14 protein-coding genes are annotated in these 13214 nt (G+C 73.5%); 5 read left to right on the forward strand and 9 right to left on the reverse strand.

Going from position 1 to position 13214, the window contains the following annotated elements; all coding sequences use genetic code 11:
* Window positions 1-71: 71 nt before the first annotated feature.
* Genes nirD through B9S57_RS02055 form a run of 3 tightly spaced genes read right to left on the reverse strand, consistent with a single transcriptional unit; the run spans window position 72 to window position 4266 of the window.
* Window positions 72-431 carry a nitrite reductase small subunit NirD gene (nirD, locus tag B9S57_RS02045; protein ID WP_103513804.1) on the reverse strand — a complete coding sequence of 120 codons (360 nt, stop codon included), beginning with the start codon at window positions 429-431 and terminating at the stop codon, window positions 72-74.
* Window positions 431-3016, reverse strand: coding sequence for a nitrite reductase large subunit NirB (gene nirB, locus B9S57_RS02050; protein ID WP_103513805.1), 2586 nt, complete (start codon window positions 3014-3016; stop codon window positions 431-433). The genes nirD and nirB overlap by 1 nt, the downstream gene beginning before the upstream one ends.
* On the reverse strand, window positions 3016-4266 hold the full coding sequence (locus tag B9S57_RS02055; RefSeq protein ID WP_103513820.1) for an NAD(P)/FAD-dependent oxidoreductase: 1251 nt from the start codon (window positions 4264-4266) through the stop codon (window positions 3016-3018). Before B9S57_RS02055 ends, nirB begins: the two co-directional genes overlap by 1 nt.
* Before the next feature lie 128 nt (window positions 4267-4394).
* On the opposite strand from B9S57_RS02055, the gene B9S57_RS02060 reads away from it, so the two are divergent.
* The gene (locus B9S57_RS02060; RefSeq protein ID WP_103513806.1) at window positions 4395-5186 is read left to right on the forward strand and encodes a TSUP family transporter; all 792 of its coding nucleotides are present in this window, start codon (window positions 4395-4397) and stop codon (window positions 5184-5186) included.
* On the opposite strand, the gene B9S57_RS02065 is transcribed toward B9S57_RS02060, so the two are convergent.
* The 4 genes from B9S57_RS02065 to B9S57_RS02080 all read right to left on the reverse strand — a co-directional run bounded on the left by B9S57_RS02065 (window position 5187) and on the right by B9S57_RS02080 (window position 8152).
* A complete protein-coding gene (locus B9S57_RS02065) occupies window positions 5187-5819 on the reverse strand; it encodes a class F sortase (RefSeq protein ID WP_103513807.1) in 633 nt (210 codons plus the stop codon). It abuts the gene before it with no gap.
* Between the two features lie 23 nt (window positions 5820-5842).
* Window positions 5843-6496, reverse strand: coding sequence for a hypothetical protein (locus B9S57_RS02070; protein WP_103513808.1), 654 nt, complete (start codon window positions 6494-6496; stop codon window positions 5843-5845).
* A gap of 341 nt (window positions 6497-6837) precedes the next feature.
* The gene (locus tag B9S57_RS02075; RefSeq protein WP_103513809.1) at window positions 6838-7329 is read right to left on the reverse strand and encodes a DUF5990 family protein; all 492 of its coding nucleotides are present in this window, start codon (window positions 7327-7329) and stop codon (window positions 6838-6840) included.
* 28 nt (window positions 7330-7357) lie between these two features.
* Window positions 7358-8152, reverse strand: a complete 795-nt coding sequence (locus B9S57_RS02080) for an aminotransferase class IV (protein WP_103513810.1) — start codon at window positions 8150-8152, stop codon at window positions 7358-7360.
* 70 nt (window positions 8153-8222) lie between these two features.
* Between B9S57_RS02080 and B9S57_RS02085 the strand changes: the two genes are divergently transcribed.
* Genes B9S57_RS02085 through B9S57_RS02095 form a run of 3 tightly spaced genes read left to right on the forward strand, consistent with a single transcriptional unit; the run spans window position 8223 to window position 9691 of the window.
* Complete coding sequence (locus B9S57_RS02085; protein WP_103513821.1) at window positions 8223-8801, forward strand: NADPH-dependent FMN reductase; 579 nt, start codon at window positions 8223-8225, stop codon at window positions 8799-8801.
* Window positions 8802-8858: 57 nt separating this feature from the next.
* A complete protein-coding gene (cutA, locus tag B9S57_RS02090) occupies window positions 8859-9197 on the forward strand; it encodes a divalent-cation tolerance protein CutA (protein WP_103513811.1) in 339 nt (112 codons plus the stop codon).
* Entirely contained in the window at window positions 9194-9691 is a 498-nt protein-coding gene (locus B9S57_RS02095) for a gamma-glutamylcyclotransferase (RefSeq protein WP_103513812.1), read from the forward strand. Before cutA ends, B9S57_RS02095 begins: the two co-directional genes overlap by 4 nt.
* On the opposite strand, the gene B9S57_RS02100 is transcribed toward B9S57_RS02095, so the two are convergent.
* Together B9S57_RS02100 and B9S57_RS02105 are read right to left on the reverse strand one after the other, a co-directional pair.
* Window positions 9654-11729 carry a molybdopterin oxidoreductase family protein gene (locus B9S57_RS02100; protein WP_103513813.1) on the reverse strand — a complete coding sequence of 692 codons (2076 nt, stop codon included), beginning with the start codon at window positions 11727-11729 and terminating at the stop codon, window positions 9654-9656. The genes B9S57_RS02095 and B9S57_RS02100 overlap by 38 nt on opposite strands.
* Window positions 11730-11796: 67 nt before the next feature.
* Window positions 11797-12549, reverse strand: coding sequence for a vancomycin high temperature exclusion protein (locus B9S57_RS02105; RefSeq protein ID WP_103513814.1), 753 nt, complete (start codon window positions 12547-12549; stop codon window positions 11797-11799).
* 179 nt (window positions 12550-12728) lie between these two features.
* On the opposite strand from B9S57_RS02105, the gene B9S57_RS02110 reads away from it, so the two are divergent.
* Window positions 12729-13214, forward strand: a 486-nt coding sequence (locus B9S57_RS02110; RefSeq protein WP_181011199.1) for a sirohydrochlorin chelatase, incomplete at its 3' end; no start/stop codon positions are given.

Below are 13214 nucleotides of genomic sequence, written 5' to 3' on the forward strand. Positions count from 1 at the left end.
GGCGGGTCGAACGTCAGGACAGTAGAGGCGCGCGGTTGCCGGATCTCCAACGTGTCATGAACAGGGCGGGGTCAGTCCGCGCGGACCGCGAAGACCGGCACATGGACGTCGTCGTCGTCCAGGCAGGCGCCCGTCTCCAGGTCGAAGCGCTGCTTCAGCAGCGGCGAGGCCACGAACGGGCGCCCCCCGGCGGAGCCGACCAGGCCCCGGGAGAGGACGTACGCACCGGTGAACGGATCCCGGTTGTCGATCGCGTACGCGCGCCCCGCCCGGTCCACGAACAGCGCGACCTGCCGGCCGTCCGGGAGGAGCGCCGCCACACCGCGCCCCGGGGTCAGCAGCGAACGGTCGCAGACCGTGATCCAGCCGTCCCCGTCCGCGAGCCGGATCGACCGGGTGTCCTGCGCCGTCTCCATCGTCTGGGTCGTCATCAGGAAGAGGTCCCTTCAAGCGTACGGATGGCGAGCACCGGGCCCGCGAGGATGTCCAGGTCGGGCTTGACCTGGTCGCGCTCCGGGACGAACTTGACCGAGGGGTCGGGGGCGTCGGGGGCGTTCACGAAGGTGACGAAGCGGCGCAGCCGCTCCGGGTCGTTGATGGTCTCGGCCCACTCGTCGCGGTAGCCGGCGACGTGGTTGGCCATCAGCCGCTCCAGCTCGTCGCAGAGTCCCAGCGAGTCGTGGACGACGACGTCGCGCACGTGGTCGAGCCCGCCCTCTATCCGGTCCAGCCAGGTCGAGGTGCGCTCCAGCCGGTCCGCCGTGCGGATGTAGAACATCAGGAACCGGTCGATGAGGCGGACCAGTTCGGCGTCGGAGAGGTCCTGGGCGAGCAGGTCCGCGTGGCGCGGGGTCGCGCCGCCGTTACCGCCGACGTAGAGGTTCCAGCCCTGTGCCGTGGCGATGATCCCGAAGTCCTTGCCACGGGCCTCCGCGCACTCGCGGGCGCATCCCGAGACCGCCGACTTCAGCTTGTGCGGGGAGCGCAGTCCCCGGTAGCGCAGCTCCAGGTCGATCGCCATCTTCACCGAGTCCTGGACGCCGTAGCGGCACCAGGTCTGCCCCACACAGGACTTCACCGTGCGCAGCGACTTCCCGTACGCGTGCCCCGACTCGAAGCCGGCGTCCACCAGTCGGGTCCAGATCAGCGGCAGCTGGTCGACACGGGCGCCGAAGAGGTCGATCCGCTGGCCGCCGGTGATCTTCGTGTAGAGGCCGAAGTCCCGGGCCACCTCACCGATCACGATCAGCTTCTCCGGGGTGATCTCACCGCCGGGGACGCGCGGCACGATCGAGTACGAGCCGTTGCGCTGGAGGTTGGCCAGGAAGTGGTCGTTGGTGTCCTGCAGGGCCGCCTGCTCGCCGTCCAGGACGTAGCCGCTCGCGCCGACCGTCGGGGCGAGCGAGGCGATGATCGAGCCGACCGTGGGCTTGCAGACCTCACAGCCGTCACCGCCGCGGGAAGCCTCGCGGCCGTGCGAGTCGAGGAGAGCGGCATACGTCGTGACACCCAGGGTGCGGACGATCTCGTACAACTCCGTGCGGGTGTACTCGAAGCAGCCGCACAGCCCCTGGTCCTCGGGCTGGGGGAGCAGCTGCCCGATGACCTTGACGCAGCTCCCGCAGCCCGTGCCCGCCTTGGTGCACTTCTTCACCTCGGGGAGCGTGGTGTGCTCGCAGATCGCGCCCTTGGTGACGTTGTGGCAGGAGCAGATCACGGCCTCGTCGGGCAGCGAGGACGGGCCGAGGGTGACCGGGCCGCCCGCGCCCGCCGGAAGCACCAGCTGCTCCGGGGCGACCGGCAGGACGGTGCCCGTCATGGGCCGCAGGGTGCCGTACTGGTCGGCGTCGCCCACCAGGACACCCCCGAGCAGCGTGCCGTCCTGGCCGATCACCAGCTTCTTGTAGACACCCGAGCGGGAGTCCGCGTACACGACGTCGAGGCAGCCCTCGGCCGCGCCGTGCGCGTCACCGAAGGAGGCGACGTCCACACCGAGCAGCTTCAGCTTCGTCGAGAGGTCGGCGCCGGTGAAGGAGGCCGCGTTGCCCGCGATCACCTCGGCGGCCGCCAGCGCCATCTCGTAACCCGGCGCCACCAGCCCGTAGACCCGGCCGTCCGAGGCCAGCGCGCACTCGCCGATCGCGAAGACGTCGCTGTCGGAGGTGCGGCACTCCTCGTCGACGATGACGCCGCCGCGCGGGCCGACCGCCAGACCGCAGTCGCGGGCCAGCTGGTCCCGGGGGCGTACACCGGCGGAGAAGACGACGAGGTCGGTGGCGAGGGAGGAGCCGTCCGACAGCGCCATGCCGTCGACCCGGCCGTCCTCGCCCGCGGTGACCTCCTGGGTGCCCACACCGGTGTGGACCGAGAGGCCCATGTTCTCGATGGTGCGCAGCAGCGCCGCGCCGCCGCCCTCGTCCACCTGGACCGGCATCAGCCGGGGGGCGAACTCCACGACGTGCGTCTCCAGTCCGAGCCCCTTCAGCGCGCCCGCGGCCTCCAGCCCGAGCAGCCCGCCGCCGACGACCGCGCCGGTCGTCGCGGTCCTCGCGTACTCCTCGATCGCGAGGAGGTCCTCGATGGTGCGGTAGACGAAGCAGCCCTCGGCGTCCTTGCCGGGGACCGGCGGGACGAAGGGGTAGGAGCCGGTGGCCAGCACCAGCGTGTCGTAGGAGAAGGTCTCCCCGGAGCGCGCGGTGACGGTGCGCGCCTCACGGTCGACGCTCTCGGCCGGGTCACCGACGCGGAGCTCGATGCCGTGGCGCTCCATGAAGCCCGGCTCGACGAGCGAGAGGTCCTCAGGCGTCTTCCCGGAGAAGTACGAGGTCAGCTGCACCCGGTCGTACGCGGGGCGGGGCTCCTCGCAGAGCACGACGACCCTGGCGGTCCCGGCGGTGGCGGTCAGGCCGCGGTCGGCGAGCGCTTCCAGGAACCGCTGCCCGACCATGCCGTGCCCGACGACCACGATCGTCGGCACGCCTGCGGTGGGGGCGTTCGGGGGAGTGGACACCGGCATCAGAAGCCTCCGTCGTTGGTGAGCAGGTGGAGCAGTGACATGTCGGCGGGCAGCGGCTCGTCGTCCTGCCAGGTCCGGGCGAGGGTGCCGACCGCGGCGAGATCGCCGAAGAGGACCCCGCCCGCGAGCCGGTCGCCCCGGACGACGACCGTGCGGTAGGCGCCCCGGGTGGCGTCGGCCAGCCGGATCACGTCGTCGCCGGGCATCGGACGGGAGTCGCCGAAGGCGGCCAGGTCGAGGCCTCCGCCGGGGCCGGCCGCCCCGGCTGCGACCGCGGGGGTGGCGGAGGGCGAGCGCAGGGTGAGCCGGGTCAGGGCCCGGGTGCCCTCGTAGCGCGCGGGACGTCCGGCCAGCACCTCGGCCAGCACATCGGCCTGTTCGAGCGCGGCGCCCGCCAGCCCGTAGACCGTCCCGCCGTGTTCGGCGCAGTCGCCCACGGCGTGGATGTACGGATCCGAGGTGCGCAGTTCGTCGTCCACGACGATGCCCTTGCGGACCTCGAGGCCGGCCGCCTGCGCCAGGCCCGCCCGGGGGCGGACCCCGCAGGCCAGCACGGTGATCTCGGCCTCCAGCTCGTAGCCGTCGGCCAGCTCCACGGCCCGCACGGCGGGGGCGTCCCCGTCGGTGCAGCGCAGTCCGCGGACCCGGCACTCGGTGTGCACCTCGACGCCGAGGGCCTCCAGATGCCGGCGCAGCATCCCGGCCGCCTCGGCGTCCAGCTGCCGCTCCATGAGGTGCTCGCCCTGCTGGGCCAGCACGACCTGGGCGCCGCACTCGGCCAGTGCGCGGGCTGCCGACACCCCGAGGAGCCCGCCGCCGATGACGACGGCGCGCACGCCGGGGCGTACCGCGGCGCGCAGGGCCAGGCAGTCGTCGAGGGTGCGGAAGGGATGTACCCCGTCCGGGAGCGTGCGTCCGAGACCCCGCAGCGGCGGCAGCACCGGGTTGGAGCCGGTGGCCAGCACCAGGCGCCCGTAGCCGATGACGCGGCCGTCGTCGCAGAGCACCCGGCGCTCCGCCCGGTCGACCCGGACGGCCCGCACCCCGCGCCGCACCTCGGCGGGCGGCAGCGCGATGACGTCCGGCTCGTACCGGCCGGCGAGCACCTCGGCCAGCAGCACCCTGTTGTACGGTGCGTGGGCCTCCTCGCCGATGACGGTGACACCGGGGACCCGGGCGGCGAGCCGTGCGCCCGCCATCCCGGCGCCGATCACCACCACCCGCGCCGCGTTCTCCGTCTCTGTCCTCATGCCCACGAGAGTGCGCGGCCGGTGTTACCCGACCGCATCTCTCCTGTTTCCCGGGGGGAACCTTGCGCTCAGCGCGCGACGGCGTCCTCTGTGAGGGAGGGGATGCCGGCCCGTCTAAGGTCGTGAGCATGCCTGACATAACCCTCACCACCCTGGTCGTCCTCTGCCTCGCCGCAGCGGCGGCCGGCTGGATCGACGCGGTGGTGGGCGGCGGCGGGCTGCTCCTCCTGCCCGCCCTGCTGCTCGGCCTCCCGCACGTCCCGGCCGCGCACGTCCTCGGCACCAACAAGGCCGTCGCCATCGTCGGCACGTCGGGCGCCGCCGTGACCTATGTGCGCAAGGCGCCGGTCCAGGTGGGAACCGCCGTACGGATCGGGCTCATGGCCCTCGCCGGATCGATGACCGGCGCCTTCTTCGCGGCGGGCATCAGCAGCGACGTGCTGCGCCCGGTGATCATGGTGGTGCTGCTCGCCGTCGCTGCCTTCGTGATGCTGCGGCCGTCCTTCGGCACGGCGGCGGCCGGCGACGGCCAGGGCAGGAAGGTCACCCGGGCCCGTACGGTCACCGCGATCGTGCTGGTCGGCGGCGGAATCGGCTTCTACGACGGGTTGTTCGGGCCCGGCACCGGCACCTTCCTGGTGCTGGCGCTCACCGCCGTGCTCCACCTCGACCTGGTCACCGCCTCCGCCACGGCCAAGATCGTGAACGTCTGCACCAACGCCGGCGCGCTGGCGATGTTCGCCTACCAGGGCACCGTCCTGTGGCAGTTGGCCGCGTTGATGGCCGTATTCAATCTGGCGGGCGGGATGTTCGGCGCCCGGATGGCTCTCAGGAAGGGCAGCGACTTCGTCCGCGGGGTCCTGCTGGTCGTGGTGTTCTCGCTGGTCGCCAAGCTCGGCTTCGACCAGTGGACGGCCTGATCAGCGCACCTCGGTGAGGTGGGCGTACGCCACGACGTTGCCCTGGTAGCCCGTCTCGCGGTCGAAACCGCCGCCGCAGGTGATCAGCCGCAGGGAGGCGTGCGCGGTGGCGCCGTAGACCCGCTTGTCGGGGAAGTCGTCCTTCCCGTACACCTCGACCGCGTCGACGGAGAAGACGGCGGTGCGTCCGTCCCTGCGGTCGATCTCGACCGCCGCGCCCTTCTTCAGGGACCCGAGGGCGTAGAAGACGGACGGACCCTGCGCGTTGTCTACATGGCCGGCGACTATCGCGGTTCCCTCGGCCCCGGGCGGGGTCCCGCCCTCGAACCAGCCCGCGAGGTTGCGGTTCCCGGCCGGCGGCGCGTCGAGGCTGCCGTCCGCGCCCAGTCCGAGCCCCGTCATGGGGGCGTCCACACCGATGCCGGGGATGCGGATCCTGACCGGTCCGGAGGAACGCAGCGGTTCGGCGACCGGTGTGCCCGGCCGCAGTTCCGGACCCGCGGCGAAGGCCTCGGCGGCCGACGGCTGGGGGGCGACTGTCCTGACGGCCGCACCGATGTGGACCAGCCACGTCCCGCACAGTGCGGCGATGACCACCAGCCAGCCCCTGGCCTTCAGCGCTGTCCTGTCCACGTCCCGTCCTCTGCCGGTCGCCCTCAGCGGTACAGGCCGCCCGTGCGGCGGCGGCGCAGGAGCAGGGCGCCGCTGACGGCTGCCGCCGCGACGAGGCCGGCGCCCGCGGCGAGCTGGGCGGTGTCGGGGGCGGCGCTGCCGCCGACACCCGTCCCGACGTGTCCGGAGGGCCTGCTGGGGCTGGGCGCGGTCGTGGGCCGGTGGCCGGGCTGCACGGGAGGCTTCGCGCCGGGGTCGGTCCCGGGCGGGACGGGTTCGGGGCGCCGTCCGGGCGCCGTGCCCGTGCCGGCCCCGGGCGGCTGGAGCGGCACGGCCTCGTCGCCGGCCTCCGCATCGGTCTCGTCCGTCTCCGACCAGGCCGGCCCCGAGACCGCCGCCGGATCGTCGGCGGGGTCCAGGGAGTCGAGCGGCTCCAGGGAGTCGAGCGGTTCGAGCGGCGCCGCCTCCCCGGCTCCCGGCTCCCCGGCCGGTTCCGGTTCGGCGGGCGCCGCCGCGGCGCTGTCGCACTCCGTCGCACCGTCGAGTCCGCAGTCCGCCGCACCGAGCGCTGCCGTCGCGGCGGTGAGTTCCGGTCTGCCGAGGGCCTCCGCGTGGACGGACGGGGCCGCGAGCCCCAGCGCGGCGGCGGTGAGGGCCGCGGCGGCGGTACCGGTCACGAAGCGGGCGGGGCTGCGCATGGGAATCCTCCGGGCAGACGGATGTGTCCTGCCTCCGAGGTAACGGTCCACGACCGCAGGACGCATGCTGACATATCGTCAGCTTTCACCCGTTCGGCCCCGGGGGCGGCGCTCGTCGGCCCGGTCCGGTGCAGGTCGTGGCGGTGCGGGAGGTCGCCGGGGCCGCCCGGTGCCGATCGGGTGACCGCCCCCGCCCCTCGGATGTGACGTGCATCACATGCGTGGACCCGGGTTCGCCGGGAACACGCTCCTTACCCCCCACGGGACGGCAGCCCCCCCGCCGGCCCCACGGCAACCGCCCTCACCGGCCCATTCCCCCTCAGGGGCCGGCGAGGGCGTTGTCATGTCCCCGCGTCCCGGGCCTCACACACGTCGCGCCCGTCCGTCGCGGACCAGGTGATGTCCGGTGGGCGCACACGGGCGCACCGCGGCTGTCCCCGGCCGTCGGTCAGACGGAGCCGCGCGGTGAGGTGCCCGGTCCTTGCGGCGGCCTCCAGGACCCCGGGGTCGATGTCGCTCATCATCAGCTTGGCGCGCCGGAACATGGTGAAGGAGCCGGAGTCGTCCACGGTGCCCCAGGAGAGGTAGACGAAGCGTCCGCCGAGCCGGTTCTGGATGTACGGGCCGGACACCTCGACGCCCTCCGTGAAGGACGCGGTGGTGCAGTCCAGGGTCCAGGCGGCGCGCGCCGCGTCGCCGGGGTGCACGCCGAGCAGCTCGCCGGGCCGGTCCTTGCGCTGCACACCGACGTGGATGTTGTCGAAACCGGCGAAGTCGGTGTCGGGGCCGCAGGTGCGGCCCGGGAGGCCCGAGGCTTCGATGTGGATCTGCATGGCCCCATGGTCCCGCACGCCGGGGCGGTCAGACGTTCTCGCGAGGGGAGCCGTCGTACACCTGACCGAGCAGCTCCATCAGGTCCTCGTCCACGGCGAAGAGGGTGTCGTCGATCCGGTGGACCGGGGCGATGCCCTGCGAGTTGCTGACGAACGCCGCCCGGTACGCACCCACTCCGTCCAGCGTCACCCCGCGCCGGACCGAGGGCCGGCCCGCCCGTGCGAGCCCGCTCTCCAGCAGCGCCATCGTGATGCCGGTGAGGGCGGGCGCGTCGGGCCAGACCACCGAAGCGCCGTCCCAGAAGCCGATGTTGGTGATCGCCCCCTCGGTCACCATGCCGGCGGGCGACGTCAGCAGCGCGTCGTCGAACCCCGCCCGCCGGGCCTGCTCCCCGTAGTAGATCTGGCAGAACTCGCCGGATCGTTTGATGTGCGGCACGGAGCGCGCGAACGGGACCGACATCAGACTGCGCGGCGTACGGTCCTCGGGGGCCGGTCCCCGTACCGTCACCATCGGCACCGGCTCCGTGCTTCCCGGCGGCATGAGGCCGTGGACCCGGACCGACGCGTCGTACCTCCTGGCGCCGTCGAGCGCGTGGCCGATCAGTTCGCACACCCGCTCCCCGTCCAGGGGCAGTCCGAAGAGTTCCCGGTTCGCGGAGTCCAGCCGGTCCAGATGCAGGGCGAGACCGCGCACCGTACGGTCTCTGACCTGCATCGCCGTGAAGTGTCCGTAGCCCGCGAAGGCCGGGATCCGCAGGTCCTCCTCGGTGGCGGGCCGGCCGTCGAACTCGGCGTACACGTCGGACAGGGGAGTGGTCATGGCTGCCAGCGTAGGTGCCGGAGCGTCGGCACTTGACCTCAATCTTGGTTGAGGTGTGAGGCTGCTCGGCATGGACCTCACCACACCTGATCTCCCCTCGTCCGACGCCCCGCTGAAGGTGGCCGTCATCCTCGGCAGCAACCGCGAGGGCCGCTTCGGGCCCGTCGTCGCCGAATGGTTCCTCGGGCAGGCGGCCGGACACCCGGACATCGAGACCGAGCTGATCGATGTCGCCGAGACCGAACCGCCCGCCACCGGCGCCGCCCCGGCGGCCCCGCGACTGGCGCGTGCCGACGCGTTCGTCGTGCTGACCCCCGAGTACAACCACTCCTACCCGGCCCCGCTGAAGAGCCTCATCGACCGGCACTTCACCGAATGGCAGGCCAAGCCCGTCGCGTTCGTGTCCTACGGCGGGATCTCCGGCGGCCTGCGCGCCGTCGAGCACCTGCGGCAGGTCTTCGCCGAACTGCACGCCGTCTCCGTGCGCGACACCGTCTCCTTCCACCACGCCGGCGCCCTCTTCGACGACCGGGGGGTGCCCAAGGACCCGGCGCCGGCCAGCGGGGCGGCCAAGCGGATGCTCGACCAGCTCGTCTGGTGGGGCCTCGCCCTGCGCGAGGCCAGGACCCGGCGCCCGTACGGCGGCTGAGACCGCGGAGGCCGACAATCGAGGGGCCCAGGCATGCCGAGACGAGGAGATCCGACGATGACCGACCCCGCGTGGCTGGCCGTGCTGACCACGACCGACAGCGAGCAGAAGGCCCAGGCCCTGGCCCGGAGCGCGGTGGACGCGCGACTCGCCGCCTGCGCCCAGATCTCGGCACCCGTCACCTCCGTCTACCGCTGGGAGGGCGCCGTCGAGTCCGCCGAGGAGTGGCAGGTGGTGTTCAAGACGACGGCCCAGCGGTACGACGAACTGGAGGCGCACCTCCTCACGGCGCACGAGTACACGACACCGGAGATCATCGCGGTGCCCGTGGTGCGCGGCAGCGACCGCTATCTCGCCTGGGTGTCCGCGGAGACGGCGCCCGTGGCGTCCCTGTGACGGACGGCCGGCTGCCCTTCTTCGTGTACGGGACGCCGCTCCCCGGGGAGCCCGACCACGACCGGTTCCTCCGGGGCCGCACCCGCGAGGAACGGTCCGCCGTGCTGCCGGGCACCCTGCTCTACGAGGGCCCCGGCCATCCGTACGCCGACGAGGGCCACGGCACCGTCCACGGCACGATGGTCACCGCCGCACCCGGGGCGTACGCGGAGCTGCTCGGGCTCCTGGACGACCTGGAGCAGTACCTGGGGCCGGGGCACCCGCGCAATCTGTACGAGCGGGTGGTGCGTTCGGCCCTCCCCGTGCCGGAGGCGCGGCCGGGCGCGGAGCCCCCGGGCCCCGGCGGGCCCGGCACGGTCCCCGGCGGGTCCGTCCGCGCCTGGGTCTACCTCGCGGCCGCCGCCGTGGCCGGTTCCCTTCGCACCTGCGGCACGCCCGTACCGGGAGGCGACTGGCTCAGCCGGCGGCCTCCACCCGCACCGCGCACACCTTGAACTCCGGCATCCGCGACACCGGGTCCAGAGCCGGATTCGTCAGGGAGTTGGCGCGGCCCTCGCCCGGCCAGTGGAACGGCATGAACACGGTGTCCTGCCGGATCGCCACCGTGATCCGGGCCGGTGCCACCGCCCGTCCACGCCGCGAGGTGACCGCGACCCGCTCGCCCTCGGCGACCCCGATCCGCTCGGCGAGCCGCGGGTGCAGCTCCACGAACGGCCCGGGCGCGGCGGCGTTCAGCTCGGCCACCCGCCGGGTCTGCGCCCCTGACTGGTACTGGGACACGACGCGTCCGGTCGTCAGCACCACCGGGTACTCCGCGTCCGTCTCCTCCGCGGACGGCCGGTGCGTGACCGGGACGAACCTGGCCCGCCCGTCGTCCGTCGCGAACCGGTCCAGGAACAGTCGGGGCGTCCCGGCGTGCTCCTCGTCCGGGCAGGGCCAGAACACCCCGTCCTCCGCCTCGATCCGGGCGTAGGTGATGCCGGAGTAGTCGGCGGGACCGCCCGCAGAGGCCCGACGCAGCTCATCGAAGACCTCCTCCGGCTCGGCCGGGAAGCCCTTCCCGTGCCCCAGGAGTCCCGCCAGCGCGTGCAGGACCTCCAGGTCGCTGCGCACCCCCTCCGGAGGCGTGACCGCCCGCTGCCGCAGCAGCACCCGGCCCTCCAGACTCGTGGTGGTCCCGCTCTCCTCCGCCCACTGCGTCACCGGCAGCACCACGTCGGCCAGCGCCGCCGTCTCCGACAGCACCACGTCCGCGACCGCCAGGAAGTCCAGCGACCGCAGCCGCTCCTCGATGTGCCCGGCACGCGGAGCGGACACCACCGGGTTCGACCCCATGACCAGCAGCGACCGCACGTCCTGGCCCAGAGCCTCCAGCAGTTCGTACGCGCTGCGGCCCGGCCCCGGCAGGGAGTCGGGATCGACGCCCCAGACCCCTGCCACATGACGGCGCGCCGCCGGGTCGGTGAGCTTGCGGTACCCGGGCAGCTGGTCGGCCTTCTGACCGTGCTCCCGGCCGCCCTGGCCGTTGCCCTGGCCCGTCAGGCAGCCGTAGCCGGACAGCGGGCGGCCCGCCCGGCCGGTGGCCAGGCAGAAGTTGATCCACGCCCCCACCGTGTCCGTGCCCTTGGCCTGCTGCTCGGGCCCCCGCGCGGTGAGCACCATCCCGCTCCCCGCGCCGCAGAACATCTCCACGGCCTCGCGCAGCTGCGGAACCGGCACCCCGGTGAGGCGCTCCACCAGCTCCGGCCAGTGCGCCATCGCACCCGCCCTGGCCTCGTCCCAGCCGCTCGTCCGGGTGCGGACGAACTCCTCGTCCACCCGGCCGTCGGCCACGACCATGTGCAGCATGCCGAGCGCGAGGGCCAGATCCGTGCCGGGCCGGGGCGCCAGGTGCAGATCCGCCTGCTCGGCGGTCCTGGTCCGGCGCGGATCGATCACGATCAGCCGGCCGCCGTTCTCCTTCAGCTCGGTCAGATAGCGCAGCGCGGGGGGCATCGTCTCGGCGAGGTTCGAGCCGACCAGGATCACGCACCCGGTCCGGGGGACGTCCTCCAGCGGGAAGGGCAGTCCCCGGTCGAGGCCGAACGCCCGCTGGTGCGCCGCCGCCGCCGACGACATGCAGAAGCGGCCGTTGTAGTCGATCTGAGAGGTGCCGAGCACCACCCGGGCGAACTTCCCGAGGGCGTACGCCTTCTCGTTGGTGAGCCCGCCCCCGCCGAACACGCCCACGGCGTCCGCGCCGTGCTCCGCCCGCGTCCCGCGCAGCCGGTCCGCGATCCGCTCCAGCGCCTCCCCCCAGCTCGCCGGCGCCAGCTCACCGTCCACGTCGCGCACGAGGGGACCCGTCAGCCGCACCCCGGCGGCGAGCACGGCCGGCGCGGTGCGCCCCTTGCCGCACAGGGCTCCCCGGTTGACGGGGAACTCGGGCCGCTCCACGACCTCGACCACCCCGCCGTCGGTGACCGGTCGCAGTTTCATCCCGCACTGGAGCGCGCAGTACGGGCAGTGGGTGGACGTCTCGGTGCGGGCCATGCAGCCAGCGTGCGAGGCGGGTATTACGAGGACCGGTGCGTCCGGTTACGCCCCCGGTACGCACACCTCAGCCCGCCCCTCCTGCCGCCGTGAGGTCCTCGGCGAGCGCCTCCGTCACCCCGGGCTCGCGCGGACCCAGGAAGTGCGGATCCGGCTCGAACACGACGTCCAGGAGCGCCTTGCCGGCCGCGAGGACCTCCCGTGTCCCGCCGTAGTACCAGGTCACATCGTGTACGTCGTCGGCCCCCACCCCGTACGCGTCGATCCCGGCGGACCGACAGAGGGCGATCGCCCGCCGTATGTGGAAGCCCTGGCTCACCAGAACGGCCCGGTCGACCCCGAATATCCGCTTCGCCCGCACGCAGGAGTCCCAGGTGTCGAAGCCCGCGTAGTCGCTGACGATCCGGCTGTCCGGCACCCCCCGCCCGATGAGATAGGCGCGCATGGCGTCGGGCTCGTCGTACTCCACGCGGCTGTTGTCCCCGGTGACGAGCACGACCCGCACCGTGCCGTTCCTGTACAGCTCGGCGGCGGTGTCCAGGCGGTGCGCGAGGTACGGCGAGGGCCGCCCCTCCCACAGGCCCGCACCGAACACCACGGCGACCTGCCGGGCCGGGACGTCGGACGCCGTCCGCACCCGGGCGTCGGCCGTGGCGTGCAGCCACGTCGCGGGCGCCAGCGCCACCACGCACGCGGCCATCAGCGCCTGCACCAGCCGCCGCCCCCGCCGGGTGCGCGGCAGCCGCGGACGCACGGCGGCGAGCCCTCCCGAAGCGCCGAGCCGCGGACGGCCGCACCCCCTCGGTGTCCTCAGCCGCATGCGGCGCCCCCCGCGCTCGTACCGGATCCCTCAGGAGAGGGACGAACGACGGGGGCGAAAGGTTCGCGGTGCGGTGTGAACAGGTACTGACACCGGGGGGCCGGTCCCGGTGAGGGCGAGGCAAAGACCCGTCACCGGTGCGAAACGGCCCGGCAACCTCCGCCCGGCACCATCGGTGCATGACGGAGACGGCACCGGAACACCCCCGTGAGTCCCTGCCCCTCGACAGCACGGCGCAACTCCTGACCCGCATCACCTCGCAGCTCGGAAACCAGCTCAGCCTCGTCTCCCCGAACGGAACCCGCAGGCCCATGCACCGCATCCGGACATCCGCCCCCACCCTGGTCGCCGTCGCGCACGGCAGCCGGGACCCGCAGGCCCTGCGCACCGTCCTGGAGCTCCTGGACCGGGTACGGGAACTGCGGCCCGGGCTCGACGTCCGGCTCGGCCACATCGAGCTGAACGAACCCCTGCTGCCGGACACCCTGGACGGCATCCCCGGCGGGGACGCGGTGCTCGTGCCGCTGCTGCTCGGCCGCGGCCACCACGTCCGCCACGACCTGCCCCGCACCGCCTCGGCCGCGCGCCACCTGCGCACCCGCGTCGCGGCCCCGCTCGGACCGCACCCGCTGCTCGTCGAGGCCCTGTACGAGCGCCTCGTCGAG

It is taken from the genome of Streptomyces sp. SM10, assembly GCF_002910915.1.
GTDB lineage: Bacteria > Actinomycetota > Actinomycetes > Streptomycetales > Streptomycetaceae > Streptomyces.

Bases quoted from the DNA above. Each gene is read 5' to 3' on its own strand.
- nirD (WP_103513804.1), bottom strand. From the start codon at position 431: ATGACGACCCAGACGATGGAGACGGCGCAGGACACCCGGTCGATCCGG.
- nirB (WP_103513805.1), bottom strand. From the start codon at position 3,016: ATGCCGGTGTCCACTCCCCCGAACGCCCCCACCGCAGGCGTGCCGACG.
- B9S57_RS02055 (WP_103513820.1), bottom strand. From the start codon at position 4,266: ATGAGGACAGAGACGGAGAACGCGGCGCGGGTGGTGGTGATCGGCGCC.
- B9S57_RS02060 (WP_103513806.1), top strand. From the start codon at position 4,395: ATGCCTGACATAACCCTCACCACCCTGGTCGTCCTCTGCCTCGCCGCA.
- B9S57_RS02070 (WP_103513808.1), bottom strand. From the start codon at position 6,496: ATGCGCAGCCCCGCCCGCTTCGTGACCGGTACCGCCGCCGCGGCCCTC.
- B9S57_RS02075 (WP_103513809.1), bottom strand. From the start codon at position 7,329: ATGCAGATCCACATCGAAGCCTCGGGCCTCCCGGGCCGCACCTGCGGC.
- B9S57_RS02080 (WP_103513810.1), bottom strand. From the start codon at position 8,152: ATGACCACTCCCCTGTCCGACGTGTACGCCGAGTTCGACGGCCGGCCC.
- B9S57_RS02085 (WP_103513821.1), top strand. From the start codon at position 8,223: ATGGACCTCACCACACCTGATCTCCCCTCGTCCGACGCCCCGCTGAAG.
- cutA (WP_103513811.1), top strand. From the start codon at position 8,859: ATGACCGACCCCGCGTGGCTGGCCGTGCTGACCACGACCGACAGCGAG.
- B9S57_RS02100 (WP_103513813.1), bottom strand. From the start codon at position 11,729: ATGGCCCGCACCGAGACGTCCACCCACTGCCCGTACTGCGCGCTCCAG.
- B9S57_RS02105 (WP_103513814.1), bottom strand. From the start codon at position 12,549: ATGCGGCTGAGGACACCGAGGGGGTGCGGCCGTCCGCGGCTCGGCGCT.